Genomic DNA, 20179 nt, shown 5'->3' on the forward strand with positions numbered 1-20179 from the left:
AACCTCAACCCACCAGATCAACTGGCAGGTCGGGGTATCAACATATCTGGCGTTGACTTTTGGCACGCTGTTGAGTTCTCAAAGAACGGACGCTTCCTTTGGATTCCCTTCCGGGTTTCCTCCGGGCTTTCCCTTTCGGTGTCTCCGACTCTATCAGACTGAATCTGCTAGAAGTTCGGAGTGCTTCATCTTGAATTCCGTTTCCGGATTTCGTTTCGAAGCGAGTAAGAGACTAACTGTTGCTGCCGAGCTCGTCCAGCTCTAGGCAACTGTTCGAATCTACTGCCCGCGGTCCTCCGTGTCAACGGTTTTCCGGGGCGAAGAGGACAGTAGCAGCTTCCGGGCGGTGCTCGCACATCACGGAGCTGCGGGTACCCCGGCGGGCCGGTCTGATGCCGCCACATCCCCTGTTTCTCCGGCATGTGCCGCTCGTCGTCCCACGACGTACACGTAGGCCAGGAAGGCCAGTTCGGCCGCGATGCCGATGAGGATGCGGGCCCACGTGGGGAGGCCGGAGGGGGTGACGAAGCCTTCGATGACGCCGGAGACGAGGAGGACGGCAGCCAGGCCGATGGCCATGCCGATGGCTGAACGCCCCTCTTCCGCCAGGGCTGTTCGGCGGCTGCGGGGGCCCGGGTCGATCACCGTCCATCCCAGGCGCAGTCCTGTGCCGGCGGCGACGAAGACCGCGGTCAGCTCCAGAAGGCCGTGCGGGATCAGGAGGCCGAGGAAGGTGTCGAGCCGTCCTGCGGACCCCATGAGGCCGATGCCGATGCCGAGGTTGAGCACGTTCTGGAAGAGGACCCACAGCACCGGGAGGCCCAGTAGGGCGCCGAAGACGAGGCAGATGGCAGCCGCCTGTGCGTTGTTCGTCCATACCTGAGCCGCGAAGGACGTGGCCGGGTGGCTGGAGTAGTACGTCTCGTACTGGCCGCCGGGGCGGGTCATCTCGCGGAGGTGGTCGGGGGCGCCGATGGTGGAGCGGACTTCTGGGTGGGTGCCGACCCACCAGGCGATGAGTGCGGCCAGGACGACGGAGAGCAGCGCTGTCGGTACCCACCAGTTGCGCGATCTGTAGACGGCCGCCGGGAAGCCCGCGGTGAAGAAGCGGGCGGCGTCGCGCCATGAGGACGTACGTGCTCCTGTGACGGCGCTGCGTGCACGGGCCACGAGGCTGGTGAGACGGCCTGTGACGGCGGGGTCCGGCGCGCTCGACTGGATCTGGGAGAGGTGGGTGGACGTGCGTTGGTAGAGCGCGACAAGCTCGTCCGCCTCCTGGCCCGACAGGCGGCGGTGGCGGCGCAGCAGTGCGTCCAGCCGGTCCCACTCGGCGCTGTGGGCCGAGACAAAGACATCCAGGTCCATGGGGAGAGCTTGGCAGATGGCGAGCATCCGGGGTGGGGCAGGAGTACTGGGAGACTGTCAGTCATGCCTGGGGCAAGGCATGATCGAGCGGCCGATACGAGGGAGAGTGCGCGGTGAGCGAGCTTGTCACGGGGGACGCTGTCGTGCTCGGGCTGCGGCCCGCGCGGCTCCCCAGCCGGGGGCTGGCAGTCCTCATAGACCTCCTACTGGCCTGGACCGTCTATCTGTTGCTGTCCTTGGCGTTGCTGATGGCAACGGCCTCGCTCGACGCCGCCGCGCTCGCTGCCGTGCAGGTGGGACTGTTCCTGCTGGTGCTGGTGGGCGCGCCGATCGCGGTGGAGACGTTGAGTGGCGGGCGGTCGCTGGGGAAGCTGGCGGCCGGGCTGCGGGTCGTACGGGAGGACGGCGGGCCGATCCGGTTCCGGCACGCGCTGGTGCGCGGGGCGATCGGCGTGGTGGAGATCCAGCTGCTCTTCGGAGTGATCGCCTGCGTCGCCTCGCTGGTGTCGGAGCGGGGGCGGCGGCTCGGAGACGTGTTCGCCGGGACCCTGGTCGTACGGGAGCGGGTACCTGTGCCGCGGGGGCTGTCGGTGCCGCCTCCGCCTCCTTGGCTCGCGGGACAGTTGAGCGAGGTGGACCTCTCGCGGGTGCCTGACGGGCTGTGGCTCGCTGTGCGGCAGTACTTGATGCGCGCCGGGCAGCTGGAGCCGGGGGTGAGCCGGTCCATGGCGGAGCGGCTGGCGGAAGACGTACGGGCCTGGACGGGGGCGCCGGCGCCCGAGGGCATGACGGCGGCCGTCTATCTGGCGGGGGTGGTGGCCGAACGGCAGGCGAGGGACGCACGGCGGGCCTTCTCCGGGCCGCCCGCCGATCTCAACGGCCCTGCGGAGATCCGGCCTGGTACGGCGGCCGGTGAGGCGGGGCACGGCGGGTGGCAGGCGCCCGCGGAGGCTCCGTCCGGCGGGGTGCCGGCGCGGGGCGCCGTCGCACCCGGGACGGTCGAGCCGGCAGACGGTGGGGAGAGCGGGCCTCCGCAGCGCCGCACCGGGTTCGTGCCACCGACGTAGGGCTCTCGCCCAGGGCTTGAGGGCTCAGGTGTCGGGCTCAGGGAAACGTCGAGGGTGGGGATTCGAGGTCTTCCAGCTCGATCCCCGGGGCCGCCAGTACCACGTCGCCGGCGAGGTGGACGGCGTGCTGCTCCCCCGTCTCCAGGTCGTTGACCTGGTAATTCTCCACGGTCAGCGGGCCGTTGTCAGTGGCGTGTGCTTCGCTGTCCAGCAGCGCCCAGGACTGGTCGAGAGTACGGGGAGCGAGGACGGGGGGTGTGAGTGCGACGAGGCGGACGCGGGTGGCCCTTTCGCCGGGGGCCGGACGCAGGAGCCGCGCGGTCGCGACAAGAAACGCGGGGGACGCTCCGGTGAAGGAGTGTGCGGCGACGTTGCCCTCTTGGGCATGTACGCCGCTGGGGTCGGTGCGGACCCAGGTGACGCCGTCCAGTGCGGCGCCCTTGACCTGCCAACTGGCCGCGTGGAGTTGGAGTCTGAGGGGGCGGCCGAGTTCGTCGAGGGTGAGGTCGACGGAGCCCGCGTGCTCGCCCGAGGGGGTGGTCAGCTGGGAGACGTAGCGCCAGCCGGAGGGGCCGGTGGCGCAGTGGAAGTGCTCTTCACCGAGGGGGGTGTGATCGTGCGGATCGTGGAGCGAATATCGGCCGCGGGGCATCGTCGTCGTCCGGGGGTGGGATGCGGTCGGGGATACGGCCAGGCCCCCACCCGAGGGCGGGGGCCTGGGACCGGGTCAGCTTCCGGCCGCTGGATCTGGGCGGATCAGTAGCGGTAGTGGTCCGGCTTGTACGGGCCCTCGACCGGGACGCCGATGTAGGACGCCTGCTCCGGGCGGAGCGTCGTCAGCTTGGCGCCGAGCGCGTCGAGGTGGAGGCGTGCGACCTTCTCGTCCAGGTGCTTGGGCAGCACGTAGACGTCGGTCGGGTACGACTCCGGCTTGGTGAACAGCTCGATCTGGGCGATCGTCTGGTCGGCGAAGCTGTTGGACATCACGAACGAGGGGTGCCCGGTCGCGTTGCCCAGGTTGAGCAGTCGGCCCTCGGACAGCACGATGATGACCTTGCCGTCCGGGAAGGTCCAGGTGTGGACCTGCGGCTTGACCTCGTCCTTGACGATGCCGTCGATGGCCGCGAGACCGGCCATGTCGATCTCGTTGTCGAAGTGGCCGATGTTCCCGACGATGGCCTGGTGCTTCATCCTGGCCATGTCCGAGGCCATGATGATGTCCTTGTTGCCGGTCGTGGTGACGAAGATGTCGACGGTGTCGACGACGTCGTCCAGCCTCGCGACCTGGTAGCCGTCCATGGCTGCCTGGAGCGCGCAGATCGGGTCGATCTCGGAGATCAGCACGCGGGCGCCCTGGCCGCGCAGGGACTCGGCGCAGCCCTTGCCGACGTCGCCGTAGCCGCAGACGAGGGCCGTCTTGCCGCCGATGAGGACGTCGGTCGCGCGGTTGATGCCGTCGATCAGGGAGTGGCGGCAGCCGTACTTGTTGTCGAACTTCGACTTGGTGACGGCGTCGTTGACGTTGATCGCCGGGAAGAGCAGCGAGCCCGCCTGGTGCATCTCGTACAGGCGGTGGACACCGGTGGTGGTCTCCTCGGTCACGCCGCGGATCTCCGAGGCGAGCTGCGTCCACTTCTGGGGGCTCTCGCGCAGGGTGCGGTTGAGGACCTCAAGGATGACGCGGTGCTCGTCGTTCTCGGCGGTGTCGACCGAGGGGGCCTTGCCTGCCTTCTCGTACTCGACACCCTTGTGGACGAGGAGGGTGGCGTCACCGCCGTCGTCGAGAATCATGTTGGGGCCGCCGGTGGCGGCGTTCGGCCAGGTGAGGGCCTGCTCCGTGCACCACCAGTACTCCTCCAGGCTCTCGCCCTTCCAGGCGAAGACCGGGACGCCCTGGGGGTTGTCCGGGGTGCCGTTCGGGCCGACCGCCACCGCGGCGGCGGCGTGGTCCTGGGTGGAGAAGATGTTGCAGGAGGCCCAGCGGACCTCTGCGCCGAGGGCGACGAGGGTTTCGATGAGCACCGCGGTCTGCACGGTCATGTGCAGGGAACCGGTGACGCGGGCACCCGCCAGGGGCTGGTCTGCGGCGTACTCCCTGCGGATCGCCATCAGGCCGGGCATCTCATGCTCGGCCAGCGAGATCTCCTTGCGGCCGAAGGCCGCGAGTGAGAGGTCAGCGACCTTGAAGTCCTGGCCGTTCGTGGAGGTCGTGGTCATACGAGCTGCTCCTCGATGTCGAGGTATATGGCTGGCTGGTCCGTGCTGCGGCGCGGGAGGTGAGCATGCCTGTCGTGCTGAGCGCACATGTTCTCCGGACACACTCGTCCCCTGCTCGCAGCTCAGTCCGTCGGAGGCCCTCTCTCCCTCGGTGGCCCGCGGAACGGACCGCCCGACCGCCATCAGCAGCGACGTCTGTGCTCTACGAATCTACACCGCCCGTCCAGTCGAACGGATTGCCTCGGGTGACGGCAAGGGCGACACTGGGGCGGTTTTCGGCCGCTTGCGCTTCGCAGCGCACGGCTGATTCGGTGCCTTGCGCGCACCCCTCGCCCCTGTAGGGAGCGCTTCCCCCACGCAGTACGGCCGATCAAGGAGTTCCTACGTGACCAGTCCTGCCGACCCCCGCGACGGTGCGGTGGTCCCGCCACCGGAGACGGGGCTGAAACTGCTCGCCGTCACCGCCTGCCCCACCGGTATCGCCCATACGTACATGGCGGCCGAGAAGCTGGATCAGGCCGCCGAGGCGCGCGGTGTCGCCATGAAGGTGGAGACCCAGGGGTCCATCGGCGCCGAGAACGTCTTGACCGACAACGATGTCAGAGCCGCTGACGGAATCATCATCGCCGCGGACAAGGACGTCGACCGGAGCCGGTTCGAAGGCAAGAGGCTGCTCGTCGTCGGTGTCTCGGAGGGCATCAGCGACCCGGGCGGGCTCATCGACCGGGTACGGGAGGCGCCCGTGTACCGGGGCGCCTCGGCCGCCGCTGCCCACGGCGGCGACAGTGGCCCGGGCGGGGGCGACAGTGACGGCGGGAACGGGGACGGCGCGATGCCCGCTGGCTCCGCGGGAGCCGGTGGGCGGGAGCGGAGCGTCGGGTACAAGGCGCTGATGAACGGCGTCTCCTACATGATCCCGTTCGTGGTGGTCGGCGGGCTGCTGATCGCGGTCTCGCTGGCGCTCGGCGGCGACCCGCAGGCGGACGGCGGGCTGGTCATTCCGGACGGGAGCTTCTGGAAGCACGTCAACGACATCGGCACCATCGGCTTCACGCTCATGGTGCCGATCCTCTCCGGCTACATCGCCTACGCGATCGGGGACAGGCCCGCGCTGGTGCCGGGCATGATCGGTGGCTGGATCGCCAACACCGGTGAGCTGTACGACTCCAAGTCGGGCGCCGGCTTCATCGGGGCGATCGTGACCGGGTTCCTCGCCGGGTATCTGGTGCGCTGGATCAAGATGGTTCCGGTCTCCCGCTTCATACGGCCGATCATGCCGATCATCGTGATCCCGATCGTGGCGACGTCGGCGCTCGGGCTGTTCTTCATCTACGTCATCGGGCGGCCGATCTCCTGGGTCTTCGAGAACCTGACCGACTTCCTGGGCGGGATGACGGGGGCGAGCGCCGCGCTCCTGGGCGTACTGCTCGGGCTGATGATCGCCTTCGACATGGGCGGCCCCGTGAACAAGACGGCGTTCCTGTTCGGGGCCGGGCTGGTCTCCAAGAGCCCCGAGGTGATGGGGATGTGCGCCGCCGCCATTCCGGTACCGCCGCTGGGCCAGGGGCTCGCCACGCTGCTGCGGCGCAGGATGTTCACCGCGCAGGAGCGGGAGACGGGGTACGCCGCGCTGTTCATGGGCTTCTTCGGTATCACCGAGGGCGCGATCCCGTTCGCCGCGGCCCGTCCGGCCCGGGTGATTCCGGCCAACATGCTGGGTGGCGCGGTCGCGGGCGGGATCGCGGGACTGGCCTCGATCGGGGACAACGTTCCGCACGGTGGACCGATCGTCGCGGTGCTCGGGGCGATCGACGGGGTCGCGCTCTTCTTCGTGGCGGTCGTCGCGGGCGCCGCGGTGACCGGTCTGGCAACGGCCGGACTGATGACCATAGGCGCGAGGCGTGACGCACCTGCCGGAGCCGGAGCGGGCGCCGGTGCCGGTGCCGGTGCCGCGTCCGTCTCAGCGGGTACGAGGGCTAAGGCGGAACCGGAGGCGGCTTCCGTCTCGGCAGCGGGCGCCGGGCCGGCGGCTGCCGGGGCAGTGGCCACGGAGTCGAGGCCGGGTGCCGGCGGGACAGCTGAGGCGGAGTCCGCTGCTCCTGACACCGGGTCCGCTGCCGCCGGTGCGGTGGAGAGCGGGAAGCCCGTTGGCGAGGGGGCGGAAGGCGCCGACGCCGGTCAGCCGCAGCCCCCGTCCGAACAGCACGGCACCGCGCGGACGCCGACGCCGGGCGACCACGATCACGAAAGCGACCACGACAGCAGCGGGGGAAGCGGCGGCGACGCGGGTCGTACGGGCAGCGCGCTGTCCGGGTACCTCACGGCGCGGACCGTGAGCGAGCGGCTCGCCGCCGCGGACAAGGAAGCCGCCATCCGGGAGATGGCCGAACTGCTCGCGCGCAGCGGCAGCGTGGCGGACTCCGACGCGCTGGTGCGTGCCGCGCTGGACCGTGAGGCGCAGGGCACCACAGGGCTCGGCGAGGAGATCGCGATCCCGCACGCCAAGACGGACGCCGTCACGGCGCCGGTCGTCGGGTTCGCGCGGGCGCCCGAGGGCATCGAGTGGGGCGCGCTGGACGGGACCAGGGCCCGGCTGGTGTTCATGATCGCCGTGCCGGAGGCGGCGGCAGGGGACGAGCACCTGCGCATTCTGGCGCTGCTGTCACGGAAGTTGATGGACGGGGAGTTCCGGCAGCGGCTGCTGGAAGCCTCCGGCAAGGACGCCGTACTCACGCTGCTCTCGGAGATCGGCTGACGGTCCACGTGCCGGTCCCTGCCACGGTCCTTGCCACGGATCGATCCGGCCCAGGCGACGGCCCCGGCGACGACGGGTGACAGGCGACGACGAGCAGCGAACGGACAAGCCACGGCCCGCCTCCGCAGTGTGCGGGGGCGGGCCGTGGCGTACGCCGTCACTCGTACCGCTTGCCCCGTATGGGGCACCGCGTACGAGACACCGCGTACGGCATGTCTCGTACGGATGTCTCATACGCCGCACGGACCGCCGTAAGCGACTCCGTACGGCAGAGCTACCGTGACCGGTCAATCGGACCCGGAGGACCCGGAGGACTCTGAGGACCCGGGAGCAGCAGGGGCTCCGTCGGTCTTCTTCTGGACGGGCGTACGGAGGATGTCGGGCTCCAGGTAGATCACGCGTGCGATGGGCACGGCCTCGCGGACGCGCTTCTCGGCTGCGTCGATGGCCTCGGCGATCTCCCCCGCGGTGTCGTCGTGCTGAACGGCGACCTTCGCGGCCACCAGCAGTTCCTCGGGGCCGAGGTGGAGGGTGCGCATGTGGATGACGCTGGTGACGGTTTCGCCGGCCACGAGGGCCTCGTGGATCTTGCCGCGTTCGACAGGGTCGGCGGACTCGCCCAGCAGCAGCGACTTCGTCTCGGCCGCGAGCACGATCGCGATGACGACGAGCAGCACACCGATGCACATGGTGCCCACGCCGTCCCAGACGCCGTCGCCCGTCAGCAGTGCCAGGCCGACACCGCCCAGGGCGAGGACGAGGCCGACGAGCGCGCCGAGGTCCTCCAGGAGGACGACGGGCAGTTCGGGCGCCTTCGCGCGGCGGATGAACTGGCCCCAACTCAGGGAGCCGCGTACCTCGTTGGACTCCCTGATGGCCGTGCGGAAGGAGAAGGACTCGGCGATGATCGCGAAGACGAGGACCCCCACCGGCCAGTACCAGTGTTCGACGGCGTGGGGGTGGCTGATCTTCTCGTAGCCCTCGTAGAGCGCGAAGACACCGCCGATGCTGAACAGGACGATGGAGACGAGAAAGCTGTAGATGTACCGTTCGCGGCCGTATCCGAACGGGTGCTCCTCGTTGGCTTCCCGCTTGGCCTTCTTGCCGCCGAGCAGAAGCAGCGCCTGGTTGCCGGAGTCGGCGACCGAGTGGACGCCCTCGGCCATCATCGAGGCCGAGCCGCTGAAAGCCGCTGCGACGAACTTGGCCACGGCGATGGCCATGTTCGCGCCCAGCGCGGCGACAATCGCCTTCGTTCCGCCTGATGCACTCACGCGTTGAGTGTCCCTTCCTCCTGTGGGGCAGCCGCTGGGTCAGACGGCCACTGTGGCGCGGAAGAGCGTACCTTCACCGTTGGCCTGAACCCGCTCGCCTGCTGGGACGTAGGCGGAATGCCCTGGAGAGAGGGCGAGTTCGGTGCCTTCGGGGCCGGTCTGGCGCAGACGGACCGCGCCTGCCGTGCACAACAGGATCTGCGCGGACGGCGCTTCGAGGACGCGGGGTTCGGCTCCCTGTACGAGCGTGTGGCGGGAGAGCCGGAACTCGCCGGCGGGAGTGTCGTAGATCTCCTCTCCGCCGGGCTCGGCCTCGGGCCGCAGGATGTCCGGATCCGCGGGCTCGAAGCGGACGATCCGGAGCAGTTCGGGCACGTCCACATGCTTGGGGGTGAGCCCGGAGCGCAGGACGTTGTCGGAGTTGGCCATGATCTCGACGCCGAGGCCGCTGAGGTAGGCGTGCGGGACGCCGGCGCCGAGGTAGAGGGCCTCTCCGGGACGGAGGCTGACGTGGTTGAGCAGCATGGCGGCCAGCACACCGGGGTCGCCGGGGTAGTGGTGCGCGATGCCGGCGTAGGCGGCGTACTCCCCGCTGCCGGGGCCGCCTTCGGCAGCGATACCGGCCGCGGCTGCGGCGGCCTCCTCCACGGTTTCGGCGGTCTCGTCCCTGTCGGCCGTCAGTACGGCGGTCAACACCTCGCGCAGGGCCTCGCTTTCGGGGCGGGCGCGGAGGATGTCGGCGTACGGCTTCAGGGCGTTGACGCCGAGGCGCTCCAGGAGAGTGGCGGCCTCCTTGGGGTGCCGGAAACCGCACAGTCCCTCGAACGGCGTGAGCGCGCAGAGCAGTTCGGGCTTGTGGCTGGCGTCCTTGTAGTTGCGTTCAGGGGAGTCGAGGGGCACCCCCCTGGCCTCCTCGTCGGCGAAGCCCCGCGCGGCCTGGTCGTTGTCCGGGTGCACCTGGAGGGAGAGCGGTGACGCGGCGGCGAGCAGCTTGAGGAGGAACGGAAGCCGCGGCCCGTACGCCGCGACGACGGCCGTGCCGAGTTCGCCCTCGGGGTCGGCGGCGATGACGTGCGAGAGCGGCGTGCTGCCCGCTCCCCTGTCGACGAGGGACGGTGCGCCCGGGTGTGCGCCCATCCACATCTCCGCACGGGGCTCGCCCGTGGGTTCCTCGCCCAGGAGTTCGGGGATGGCGGTGGTGGAGCCCCACGCGTAGGGCCGGACGGTGTTCTCCAGACGATCCATGGGATGTGCGTTTCCTGTCCTGCCTGACGGGTTCGGGGTCTGCTCGGCTCTTGCCTGGCCGGTTCGGTGTGCTGCTCGGCTCTTGTCCGACGGGGTTCGGGGTGCTGCTCGGCTCTTACCTGACGAGGTCGGGGGTACTGCTCAACGCGGGCCAGGGCCCGTTCAGCGCGGGCCGGGGTCCGGTCCGGTCGCGGCGCTCACGCCCAAGGTGAGTCGCTGTCGGCGAGCGCGAGGTAAACGGCGGCGAAATCGGCGGTGGCGATCAGTTCGGCCGCCGCTTCCAGTGAGTTGCTGCCTTCGGCCGGTTCCAGTTCGCTGACAGGCGTGTCGTTGGCGTAGGCGAGATCGCGGGCCGCCACAGCCGCCGAGTCCCCGCCCGGCGCACCCTCACGGAGCAGAACGACGCGCGCACGCAGGGACTCGGGCTCGTCCACCCTGTCGCGGAAGAAGTCGCCCGGGTCGGCCCCGGCGGCGAAGGCGCCCGCCAGCAGGGCCCCGTGCGCGGTTATGGCCTCGGGCAGTTCGGCGGCGAGCGCCGGTCTGCCGGGCAGCGCGGCGAAGGTGGCGGACCAGTGCCGCGCCGCGGCGCCGGCGATGTCGCCCTCGCTCCACAACAGGGGCAGCGCACCGGCGAGTTCGGCGGCCAGGGTCTTGGCGGGGTTGCTGTACGTCGCGATGGCCGGGCCGCAGCGCTCGGCCACGTGGTCGAGGCGTTCGGCGAGCGACTGGATGACCGTAGGGCCGCTAGGTGCCAGCCCGAGCCGGTCGATGAGCAGGAGCAGCGGTGTGAGCAGCGCCCAGAAGACGCCGGGGGCACCGACGGGCTGCCCGGCGAGCAGCTGCACGGGGCCCTGTTCCCGGAGGCCCGGTAGGCCGCCGGGCTGCTCGGGGGTGTCGGGCGACTCGTAGGCGTCGTACGGGCCCGGCGCGAGGGGTACGGCCAGGCCGCGCGTCTCACCGATCGCGTCGGCCAGCGGTGCTCCGGAGGGCGCGACGGCCACGACGGTGCAGCCTCTGCGGTACGCCTGGTCGACGAGCGCGGCGAGGCCGGGCTCGGTGCCGTCGGGTGTGACGAGCAGCAGCAGGTCGACGGGGCCGGCCCAGCCGGGCAGCGACCAGCGCAGCGCACCGGCAGCGGCCAGATCGCCGGTGGGGCGTAGCCGGGTGACGGGCACGGCGCCGTTGGCGAGGGCGCCCAGGAGGTCGGAGACACAGGCGGTCGCCGGCCCGGGCCCCGCGACGAGCACGGCACGGGGTCGGCCTTCGGGCTGGAGCTTGTCGAGGCCCGCCTCGGTGGCGTGCCGCAGTCCTGTCCTGACGCGGGCCCCCGCTCCCGCTGCGCCGCGCAGGAGGCCACGCGCGTCGGCGCGGGCGAGGGCCTCGGGCGCTTCGAGGAGCGACTCGTCGAGCATCTTCCGTTGCCTCCGTTTCGGCTGCGGTGTGCAGCCCTTCCGGGGTCAGTCGGGGCGGTGGGCCTCGTCCACGAGCAGGACGGGGATGCCGTCACGCACCGGGTACACGAGACCGCACTCCGCGCCGCCCGTACAGATCAGCTGGTCGCCCTCTTCGCGGAGCGGCGCGTGGCACGCCGGGCAGGCGAGGATCTCAAGGAGACCGGCTTCGAGCGGCATGGGGTTCCTCCAGGGCGGGGCGTGGCTGACTGTGCGGTCAGGGTACCGCCGGGGGGCCGGCACCGTGCCACCGAGGAGACCGGTCCGGGCTGGGCGCGTCCGCGGCGTCCGACCGGGCTGTCCTGGCCGGCCGTCCGTCGCGGACGCGTCGTGCCCGGACCGCTCTGGTGCCGCCCCGCTGCCGCCGTACCCGCACGGCCGGATGGTACGGAAAAGCCCGGGCAAGATCGAACCGGTACGGGGTCCCGTACCGTCCCCCACGGTTCCGTACGAGGTCAGGCGGCCGGTGGCGGGGTCAGGCCCGTACGATCCCGAGCACCTCGTCGCGTACGCGCTCCACCGTGGCGGCGTCCCTGGCCTCGACGTTCAGCCGGAGCAGCGGCTCGGTGTTGGAGGCGCGGAGGTTGAACCACCAGTCCTGCGCGGTGACGGTGAGGCCGTCCAGCTCGTCCAGCGTGGTGTCGTCGCGGTCGGCGAAGGCGGCCTTGACGGCCGCGGCGCGCGCGGTCTGGTCGTCGACGGTGCTGTTGATCTCGCCGGAGGCGGCGTAACGGTCGTACTGCGCGACGAGCTGCGAGAGGGTGCCGTCCTGTCCGCCGAGCGCGGCGAGGACGTGCAGCGCGGCGAGCATGCCGGTGTCGGCGTTCCAGAAGTCGCGGAAGTAGTAGTGCGCCGAGTGCTCGCCGCCGAAGATCGCGCCGGTCCTGGCCATCTCCTGCTTGATGAACGAGTGGCCGACGCGGGTACGTACGGGCGTGCCGCCGTTCTCCTTGACCACCTCGGGCACGGACCAGGAGGTGATCAGGTTGTGGATCACCGTGGCCCCTGGGTCCTTGGCCAGCTCGCGGGCCGCGACGAGCGCGGTGATCGCGGAGGGGGCCACGGGGTCGCCGTTCTCGTCGACGACGAAGCAGCGGTCGGCGTCACCGTCGAAGGCCAGCCCGATGTCGGCGCCGGTCTCGCGCACGCGGCGCTGGAGGTCGACGATGTTCTTCGGGTCGAGCGGATTGGCCTCGTGGTGGGGGAAGGTGCCGTCCAGCTCGAAGTACATGGCGTCGAGTTCGAGCGGAAGTCCGTCGAACACGGTGGGGACGGTGTGGCCGCCCATGCCGTTGCCCGCGTCCACCACGACCTTGAGGCGGCGGATGTCCGAGAGGCCGACGAGGTTGCGCAGATACGCGGCGTAGCCCTCCAGCATGTCCCGCTGGACGAGGGTGCCTTGAGGCTTGTCCGTACCGGGGACGGCGCCCGCCTCCGACCACTCCTCCACCAGGGCGCGGATCTCGGCGAGCCCCGTGTCCTGGCCGACGGGTGCGGCGCCGGCGCGGCACATCTTGATGCCGTTGTAACGCGCGGGGTTGTGGCTGGCTGTGAACATCGCGCCGGGCAGGTCGAGTTCCCCGCTCGCGTAGTAGAGCTGGTCGGTCGAGCACAGCCCGATCTCCGTCACATCGGCGCCCTGCCTGCTGGCGCCGAGCCCGAACGCCCTTGCCAGACCGGGGGACGAGGGGCGCATGTCGTGCCCGACGACGACGGCCGCCGCATCGGTCACGCGCACGAAGGCGGCACCGAACAGTTCCGCGAGTGCCTCGTCCAACTGGTCAGGCACCACACCGCGCACGTCGTACGCCTTCACGATCTCCGACAGGTCAGCCACGGCCAGCCCTCTCATGGGGGTTGTCACTCGTCAACGGCCCCCAAATCTACCCGGAACGCCCGGTGCGCTCCGACGGCGGCGGGGCCGTCTACGGTTCCGGCGAGCGCAGGACCCTCAGATGGCCACGCCGGGCGACCTCCATGGGATCGGCGTCGCGTCCTTCGGGACCGCCGAGCGCGTCGGAGGGGCGGGCCGAGGGCGGCTCCTGGCGGGGCGGCGTACGGGCTGCTTCACGTACGGCGTTGGCGAGGGCTTCGAGGTCGTCGCTGCTGGGCCGGGCCGACGCCGCGTCGATGGCGAGCCTGACGACCTCCCAGCCGCGTGGTGCCGTCAACCGCTCGGAGTGCTCGGAGCACAGGTCGTAACAGTGCGGTTCGGCGTAGGTGGCGAGGGGGCCGAGAACGGCGGTCGAGTCCGCGTAGACGTACGTCAGCGTCGCGACGGCGGGACGACCGCAAGCGGTGCGCGAACAGCGACGTACAGGGCTCACGACGATGGACCGTACCGCACTCTTGAGCGGGCTGCGACGACTCTCCCTCAGGTCACCCTGCCGTGTCGTCCCGCTTCGCCGGAAACGCCTGATCTGCTGAAAGGCGCGTGCGGCGGCCGGAACGGCGGCTCGCCCCCGCTGGAAGCGGCGTCCGTGCGGCGCGCGGCGCGGAGCGTACGGAGGCGCCGGAAACCCGGTCACGGGACATCAGGAGAAGGCCGGTGAGGCGCCCTTCGCCGACATGCGACGGCGTGCCCGCCACACCCCGCGCGGGCCCTCGGAGGGCTACGCTCGGACGTGATGAACAGCCCCGTACCGCCGCGCAGGCCGGATTCGCGCCCGCGCAGCCGAGACCGCCACGGCCGCGGCATGCGCGGACCGGTGGCGCCGCCCCAAGTGCCGCTCGCCGTCAGTCGCGCGGACGCCTTCGACGATCTCGTACGCGACTCGGTGAGCCGTCTGGAACGGCGCTGGCCGCAGCTCGCGAGCGTCGACTTCGCCGTGCAGGAGGTACCGCGCACCGACAACGGTGAGCTGCACGAGGACATGGAGGGCGACCTGGCGGTACCGCTGGGCCGGATCGCCGAGGGCGACGGCAAACGCCCCGACCGCGTGATCGTCTTCCGGCGCCCCGTGGAGATCCGCACCCGGACCAGGGACGAACGGGCGCTGCTCGTGCACGAGGTCGTGGTCGAGCAGGTGGCCGAACTGCTGGGCCTCGCACCGGAGTCGGTCGACCCGCGTTACGGCCAGGACTGACGGTACGGGCGGGATCGACGGCAGGGGCAGGACCGACGGTACGGCCGGGATCGACGGCGGTACGACCTGGGCCGACGGCGGGGCGGAGGCCGACCGCATGCGCGCGGTGCGGCCTGTGCCGGCCGCGCGTGGCCGCGAGGCCGGGTACGAGCGGCCCGCACGCGACCGCTGAGCCCGAACCGGGACCGCACGAACCGGGACCGCACGGGGCCGGCCCGCGAGGCGGCGGCCCGGCTGGCCCGCCGCCTCGCGGTCACTTGCCGTCGTTCACCACGGACAGGTCCTGCTCGGAGCGGGGGACGGCGACCGTGCTGCGGTCGTCGGGCAGTGCCTGGATGGTGAAGGCCGGGACCCCGTCCTGCTTGCGGGCCAGCATCCGGGAGGCGTGCACCGGGCCGCCCGACAGGCGTTCGACGGTCACCGCGTACGCGCCCTTGCCGCCCTCGGGGCTCGGCGGGGAGAAGGACTTGGTGGTGTGGGCCTTGACCGTGACCGTGGTGCTCTTGGGCTTGCCGCCGCCGCTCCCCGCCGAGGCGGTCACCCGGACCTTGGCCGCGGCGTCCGGCGCCGTCAGCGCCAGGGTGGAGCCGCCGTCGCGGTTGTCGGCCGCCGTCGCCCGCCTCTCCACGGGTGCCGTGGACGGGATGAAGGCCGTCTCCTGGTCGGAGCCCTTGCCGCGCGTCACGCGCAGCGCCGCCATCACGGGGGTGGCGTCGGGGCCGTCCTCGGCGGGCGAGAGCACCAGGGAGCCGGGCTCGCCCTTGGTGAGGTCCTTCAGGTCGACGGCTGTCGTCATGCCGCCCTTGACGTGCAGCGTCTCGTATCCGGCCGGGCTGATCATGTTGCTCGCGCCGGCCAGGCGCACCTTGAGGTCGGCGTCCTCGTCGCCGGGAGCGAAGACGACCAGCCGTACGGAGGTGGCGTCACCGGGGACACCGGGCAGCACGGCGCGCGGGCGTGCCTCGGCTGCCGGGGCCAGCCAGTCGCCGCCCAACTTGGTGTCCTGCGCCTGCACTTGAGCGCCGACCCGGCCGGAGCGTGCCGTGACGTGGAGGGTCACGTTGGTCACCGGCTTCGCGGTGAGGGTCGACAGGAGGACGGGCACGGTGGAGCGGGGCGGCACGGTGATGCCCTCGCCCGAGCCCGCGCCCGCCTTCTCCTTGCCGTTCTTGCCGTACAGCTCCAGGTCGACGACGGCGCTGGAGCTGTCCGGGTTGGTGAGGTGGACGTAGTCCTGGCGGTCGGCCGCCGTGCTGACGCCGGGGAACCAGAAGGACGTGTCGGGGGCCGAGCAGGCCGAGCCCTGGAGACCGCGCCCCGCTCCCACACTGACGGTGGTGGTCTGCTGAACGGTCCAGCCGGGCGCGAAGGGGCCGTCGGCCGTGCCGACCAGCGCGGGTGCTCCGGCGCTGTCCATGGTGGAGGTGACGGGGGTACCGGGAGCGCTCAGCGGAACGGTCGGTTTCTCGTCCTCCGCCCGTGCCCCCTTCTCCTTCTTCCCCTTGCCCTCACCCTTCTTGTCCTTCTTGTCGCCCTTGCCGCCCTTGCCCTTGTCGCTCTCGCCGGGCACGTCCGGGCCGTCCGTGTCGGCGAGTTCGGCCGCGTGCAGCTCGGCGCTGCCCTTCTTGCCGTCGGCTCCCTTGGGGGTGAACGCGGTGTAGGTGGTCTCCGCGACATCCGACTCGTTCGGCTGGGGGCACACCAGTGAGGAGCGTTCGACGGGCTTGTGCGAGGCCGCTGACGCGCTGTCACCTTCCTTGGGCGCGTCGCCGGGTGCGGCGACGGCGGCGACCCCGGTCACGGCGGCGAGCGCCACGACGGTGCCGGCGAAGCTGAGGATGGTGCGATTCACTGCTGCTCGCTCCCGTTGCCGTTGCCGTACTGCGGGTCGTAACCGCCGTTGTGGCCGTCGTAGCCGCCCTGCTGGTATCCGTACGGGTCGGCCGCCTGCTGGGCCGCGTACTGCTGCGCGGCTGCCTGCTGGGCCGCTGCCTGCTGGGCCTGCCACTCCTCGTACGTGGGCTGCGGCTGCTGCTGGTCGTAGGACTGCTGGTAGGGCTGCTGGTACGGCTGGTCGTAGGGCTGTTCGTACTGCTGCTGGTCGTAGGGCTGTTCGTACTGCTGCTGGTCGTACTGCTGCTGGTACGGGGTCTGGTCGTACGGGGTCTGCTGCGGGACGTACGGCTGCTGGCCGTAGGGGTCGGCGTATCCCTGGTCGTAGGGCGCCTGTTCGGGGACAGCGGGCGGGGCCTGCGGAGGCGGGGGCGGCGCGTCACCGAAGGGCTGGGCGCCGTCCTCGTGGGGTGCGTCGTCGCCGGGTGACTCCTCGGCCGCCGCCTGTGCGCGCAGCCTGCGCGCGCGGCGGCCGTCGCCCGTGGCGGGCTGTTCCTCGACGAGCGGTGCCTCCGGAAGATCGTCGTCCACGTCGCGGCTGCGCCCTGGCAGCGCGAGGACGAGAACGACCAGCATCAGGAAGCCCTGCGCCCATGTCCACGCGGTGTGCGTGAGCGGGGTCTCGTACGTGAGGTCGAGCGTGCCGCCCTCGGTGGGGAGTTCGAACCCCTGCGCCCAGCCGTCGACCGTGACCGGCTTCAGCCGGTTGCCGTTGAGCGTGGCCCGCCACCCGCTGTCCGCCGTGTCCGCGACGCGCAGGACGCGCCCCGAGGGGCCGGAGGGCAGCTTGGTATGCGCTTCGACGGGGCCTGCCGCGACGGCGCGTGGGGCGGTCACGGCACCGGCTGCGCCGGTCTCCGCGTCGCCCGGCACGATCGAGACCCGGGAGACCTGCTGGTCCACCCGCCACAGCGCGCTGCCGTCCTCCTGGCTGAGCCGGGTCAGGCCAGGAGTCGCGTCGAGCACCCTGCTCATCTCGCGGGAGGCGCCGTCGCGCAGGAGGACGTAGCGGACGGCATAGCCGCCCAACTGGCTTGTCTGGTCGGCGCCCGAGCCCGCCACGAGGTTGGAGACGACACCGTCGAGCCGCCTGTCGCCCGCGTCCGACGAGGCCAGATCGGCATCGCCCAGCCGGGCGCCCGAACCGCGCACCAGGGTGTACGAGATGTGCGAGGAAGCCTCCCCGCCGTCGAGCACCAGCGTGCGGGCCTGGTCGGAGGTGCGGCTCTCCTCCGCGACGAAGGCGGGAACCTGTACGGGGTCGCGGCGCGAGAGCGGGCCGTCGGCACCACCGGCCATCCAGCCGACGGCCGCGAACAGCGGCGCCGCGACGGCCGCAGCCGCCACGAGGACCGCGACGGGCTGCTTCCAGCCGAAGCTCTGCGACGCGACGCGCTCCCTGGCACCGTCCGCACCGACGGCGGCGGCGCTGAGCAGCCCGAGACCGTAGACGAGGGTGGCGGGGCCCGCCCACGCCGAGCCGTTGGAGAGCCCCGCGAACAGGAGTCCGGCGAGCGCGGCTGCCCAGGCGGAACGGATCGCCAACTGCCGCTCGGCGCGCAGCAGTGCGGCGAGCCCGGCGAGCACCAGGCCGACGAGGAAGAGCCCGTTCGTGGTACCGGGCCCGCCGGGCGACAGGGTGAGCAGGTCCACCGGCGAGGCGGTGCCGTTCCCGAAGGGGAGCCCGGCCTCGGACAGGAAGCGCTCCGGATCGGTGAGCAGCGACAGCGACCAGGGCGCGAGCAGCGCCAGCGGGGTCGCCAGCACGGCGAGGCCGCGCAGCGCGCTTCCGGCGAGCGAGCTGCCCTCTCCCCTGCGTACGGCGACCAGGACCACCGTGAGCAGCAGCGCGATCGGCCAGACCACGGGGGTGAAGGCGGTGGTGAAGGTCAGCAGCAGCGCGTAGGCCCACGCGGAGCGCCAGCCCGGCTTGCCGCGCAGCCCGCCGGCCGAGGCTGCGGCGCGGGCGAGCAGCGGCAGCAGCACGGCGAGCACGGCGGTACCGATCCGGCCTCCGGCGAGGGCACCGGTCGCCGCCGGAAGGAAGGCGTAGGCAACGCTGCCCCAGGCCCGCACGAGCCGTGACTCGACGAGGGGCCGCGAGGCGAAGTACGCGGTGAGCCCGGCCAGCGGGACGGAGCACACCAGGAGCAGGGTGAGCGCGAGGCCCGTACTGCCGAACAGGAGGGTCGCGACGGTGGCGAGCATCGCCAGGTAGGGCGGCGCCGACTGGGTGCCGCCCGTGCCGACGGGATGCCAGCCGTCCATGTAGCGCGACCACAGTTCGGAGACCCCGTCGGGCGCGGGGAGCAGGGCGCCTCCGGCCAGCGACCCGCCGCCGAGCAGCGCGCGGCAGGCGACGACGGACACGAGGAGGAGAACGGCGAAGAGTACGGGCCCCGGCTTCTGCGCGAGCCTCTTGAGCCGCGCGAACTGCTCGACCTCCAGGAAGTCGGCGTCCTCGTCCCCCGGCCCCGACTCGACGGCGCCGTGCCGCCCTCCGGAGATGAGTTCGGGTTCGGAGCGTCCGCCGAAGTTGCTGGCGACCTGCTCGGCCGTCGCGCGCAGTGTCGCGCCCGGCGGTGGGAAGAGGGGGCGCAGTTCCTTGTGCGTGACGGCCGGTTTCCCGCGCTTGCCACGGGCTCCGAGTACGCGTCCGCCGCGCAGGAGGGTGCCGAAGAGTCCCGCGATCTCGTCGAGCGCCTGTCCCGGCACCTTGCCGACGAGATACGCGAGGGTACGCAGCAGCGTCCCGAGGACGAGCCGTACGAGGACCCAGGGGAGCAGCGCGGCCGGTGCGTTGGCCAGCAGCGTGTAGACGGCGCCGGCCTTGTCGACGCGGTGCGGGCTCGCGCCCTTGCTGGCACGTCCGACGCAGTCGACGGGGCGGCGCTCACGCGAGGCCGCCTCCGCGTGGCGCATGACGGCGTCGGGCGCGACGAGGACGCGGTGACCCGCCGCGTGTGCGCGCCAGCACAGATCGAGGTCGTCCCGCATCAGCGGCAGCCTGCGGTCGAAACCGCCGAGCTGTTCGAAGACATCGCGCCTGATGAGCATTCCGGCGGAGGAGACGGAGAGCACGGGCCGCACCTGGTCGTGCTGGCCCTGGTCCTGCTCGCGCCGCTCGACCCCGGTCCACCGCCGCCCGCTGTGGGCGACGGAGACGCCCGCCTCCAGGAGCTGCCTGCGGTCGTACCAACTGCGCAGCTTGGGGCCCGTGATGCTGACCGAGGGGTCGGCGTCGACGACGCGGAGCAGCTGGGCGAGCGCGTCCGCCTCGGGGGCGCAGTCGTCGTGCAGGAGCCACAGCCACTGCACGGGTTCGCCGTGCGGCAGCTCAGGCATGTCGTAGGCGTCGTCGCGCCAGGTGCGGGTGACGGGGTCCCAGCCGCTGGGGCGCTTGAGATACGGGAGGTCGTCGGGTGTGAGGACGGGCGCGGTGCGCGCCGCCTCCTCGACGGCGGTGCCGAATCCGGTGCGGCGTGCCATGTGCAGCACGTGGTCGGCGCCGAGTGCCTCGGTGAGCAGTCCGGCCGAGTCGTCGGCGCTGCCGGTGTCGGCGGCGATGACGTTCTGCACGGGGCGTTCCTGGCCGAGCAGTCCTGACAGCGCGTCAGGCAGCCAGCGGGCGCCGTCGTGTGCCACGAGAACGGCGGTGACGACGTGCCGTGGGAACTCGGGTGAAGTGGTGGGAGCCGTCACCGATGGGGTGGGGGCCAACCCTGCTGTGGCCGCCTCGTAATGGGCCGCCGGATGGCTGTGCACGGACATCGAGGTAGGGGCCCTCCCCGGGGTGCGGGGGCCTCGCGGCGGTGCCGCGTAAGGC

At 71.6% G+C, this 20179-nt stretch carries 14 protein-coding genes; 3 read left to right on the forward strand and 11 right to left on the reverse strand.

All coding sequences use genetic code 11. The annotated features are described in order from the left end of the window. Nucleotides 1-357: 357 nt before the first annotated feature. A complete protein-coding gene (locus NMN56_RS38740; RefSeq protein WP_274047301.1) occupies nucleotides 358-1365 on the reverse strand; it encodes a stage II sporulation protein M in 1008 nt (335 codons plus the stop codon). A 113-nt stretch (nucleotides 1366-1478) separates the two neighbouring features. Here NMN56_RS38740 and NMN56_RS38745 point away from each other — a divergent pair, with 113 nt between their 5' ends. Next, entirely contained in the window at nucleotides 1479-2432 is a 954-nt protein-coding gene (locus NMN56_RS38745; protein WP_274047302.1) for an RDD family protein, read from the forward strand. A gap of 37 nt (nucleotides 2433-2469) precedes the next feature. Here NMN56_RS38745 and NMN56_RS38750 read toward each other — a convergent pair whose 3' ends face one another. Both NMN56_RS38750 and ahcY read right to left on the reverse strand, forming a co-directional pair. Beyond that, nucleotides 2470-3084, reverse strand: coding sequence for a hypothetical protein (locus NMN56_RS38750; RefSeq protein WP_274047303.1), 615 nt, complete (start codon nucleotides 3082-3084; stop codon nucleotides 2470-2472). 104 nt (nucleotides 3085-3188) lie between these two features. After that, nucleotides 3189-4649, reverse strand: a complete 1461-nt coding sequence (gene ahcY / locus NMN56_RS38755; RefSeq protein ID WP_274047304.1) for an adenosylhomocysteinase — start codon at nucleotides 4647-4649, stop codon at nucleotides 3189-3191. 385 nt (nucleotides 4650-5034) lie between these two features. On the opposite strand from ahcY, the gene NMN56_RS38760 reads away from it, so the two are divergent. Then, nucleotides 5035-7404: a fructose-specific PTS transporter subunit EIIC gene (locus NMN56_RS38760; protein ID WP_274047306.1), complete on the forward strand. Its 2370-nt coding sequence runs from the start codon at nucleotides 5035-5037 to the stop codon at nucleotides 7402-7404. A gap of 287 nt (nucleotides 7405-7691) precedes the next feature. Here NMN56_RS38760 and NMN56_RS38765 read toward each other — a convergent pair whose 3' ends face one another. From NMN56_RS38765 to NMN56_RS38790, 6 genes are all read right to left on the reverse strand, one after another. Further along, nucleotides 7692-8678, reverse strand: a complete 987-nt coding sequence (locus NMN56_RS38765; protein WP_274047307.1) for a cation diffusion facilitator family transporter — start codon at nucleotides 8676-8678, stop codon at nucleotides 7692-7694. A gap of 39 nt (nucleotides 8679-8717) precedes the next feature. Beyond that, complete coding sequence (gene manA, locus NMN56_RS38770; protein ID WP_274047308.1) at nucleotides 8718-9923, reverse strand: mannose-6-phosphate isomerase, class I; 1206 nt, start codon at nucleotides 9921-9923, stop codon at nucleotides 8718-8720. 197 nt (nucleotides 9924-10120) lie between these two features. Then, nucleotides 10121-11335 (reverse strand): SIS domain-containing protein, encoded by a 1215-nt coding sequence (locus NMN56_RS38775; RefSeq protein WP_274047309.1) that lies wholly within the window; start codon nucleotides 11333-11335, stop codon nucleotides 10121-10123. A gap of 45 nt (nucleotides 11336-11380) precedes the next feature. Next, nucleotides 11381-11554: a Trm112 family protein gene (locus tag NMN56_RS38780; protein WP_274047310.1), complete on the reverse strand. Its 174-nt coding sequence runs from the start codon at nucleotides 11552-11554 to the stop codon at nucleotides 11381-11383. Nucleotides 11555-11849: 295 nt separating this feature from the next. Then, a complete protein-coding gene (locus NMN56_RS38785) occupies nucleotides 11850-13211 on the reverse strand; it encodes a phosphomannomutase/phosphoglucomutase (protein ID WP_274047311.1) in 1362 nt (453 codons plus the stop codon). An 88-nt stretch (nucleotides 13212-13299) separates the two neighbouring features. Further along, complete coding sequence (locus tag NMN56_RS38790; protein ID WP_274047312.1) at nucleotides 13300-13701, reverse strand: DUF3499 domain-containing protein; 402 nt, start codon at nucleotides 13699-13701, stop codon at nucleotides 13300-13302. A gap of 300 nt (nucleotides 13702-14001) precedes the next feature. Here NMN56_RS38790 and NMN56_RS38795 point away from each other — a divergent pair, with 300 nt between their 5' ends. Next, a complete protein-coding gene (locus tag NMN56_RS38795; protein ID WP_274047313.1) occupies nucleotides 14002-14460 on the forward strand; it encodes a metallopeptidase family protein in 459 nt (152 codons plus the stop codon). Nucleotides 14461-14713: 253 nt separating this feature from the next. Here the strand turns inward: NMN56_RS38795 and NMN56_RS38800 are convergent, their stop codons facing one another. Both NMN56_RS38800 and NMN56_RS38805 read right to left on the reverse strand, forming a co-directional pair. Further along, the gene (locus tag NMN56_RS38800) at nucleotides 14714-16312 is read right to left on the reverse strand and encodes a DUF5719 family protein (protein WP_274047314.1); all 1599 of its coding nucleotides are present in this window, start codon (nucleotides 16310-16312) and stop codon (nucleotides 14714-14716) included. After that, nucleotides 16309-20124: a glycosyltransferase family 2 protein gene (locus tag NMN56_RS38805; protein ID WP_274047315.1), complete on the reverse strand. Its 3816-nt coding sequence runs from the start codon at nucleotides 20122-20124 to the stop codon at nucleotides 16309-16311. The genes NMN56_RS38800 and NMN56_RS38805 overlap by 4 nt, the downstream gene beginning before the upstream one ends. Nucleotides 20125-20179: the final 55 nt, after the last annotated feature.

This window comes from Streptomyces iconiensis, assembly GCF_028657195.3.
Classification (GTDB): Bacteria; Actinomycetota; Actinomycetes; order Streptomycetales; family Streptomycetaceae; genus Streptomyces; species Streptomyces iconiensis.

Bases quoted from the DNA above. Each gene is read 5' to 3' on its own strand.
- NMN56_RS38795 (WP_274047313.1), top strand. From the start codon at position 14,002: ATGAACAGCCCCGTACCGCCGCGCAGGCCGGATTCGCGCCCGCGCAGC.
- manA (WP_274047308.1), bottom strand. From the start codon at position 9,923: ATGGATCGTCTGGAGAACACCGTCCGGCCCTACGCGTGGGGCTCCACC.
- NMN56_RS38750 (WP_274047303.1), bottom strand. From the start codon at position 3,084: ATGCCCCGCGGCCGATATTCGCTCCACGATCCGCACGATCACACCCCC.
- ahcY (WP_274047304.1), bottom strand. From the start codon at position 4,649: ATGACCACGACCTCCACGAACGGCCAGGACTTCAAGGTCGCTGACCTC.
- NMN56_RS38740 (WP_274047301.1), bottom strand. From the start codon at position 1,365: ATGGACCTGGATGTCTTTGTCTCGGCCCACAGCGCCGAGTGGGACCGG.
- NMN56_RS38805 (WP_274047315.1), bottom strand. From the start codon at position 20,124: ATGTCCGTGCACAGCCATCCGGCGGCCCATTACGAGGCGGCCACAGCA.
- NMN56_RS38775 (WP_274047309.1), bottom strand. From the start codon at position 11,335: ATGCTCGACGAGTCGCTCCTCGAAGCGCCCGAGGCCCTCGCCCGCGCC.
- NMN56_RS38780 (WP_274047310.1), bottom strand. From the start codon at position 11,554: ATGCCGCTCGAAGCCGGTCTCCTTGAGATCCTCGCCTGCCCGGCGTGC.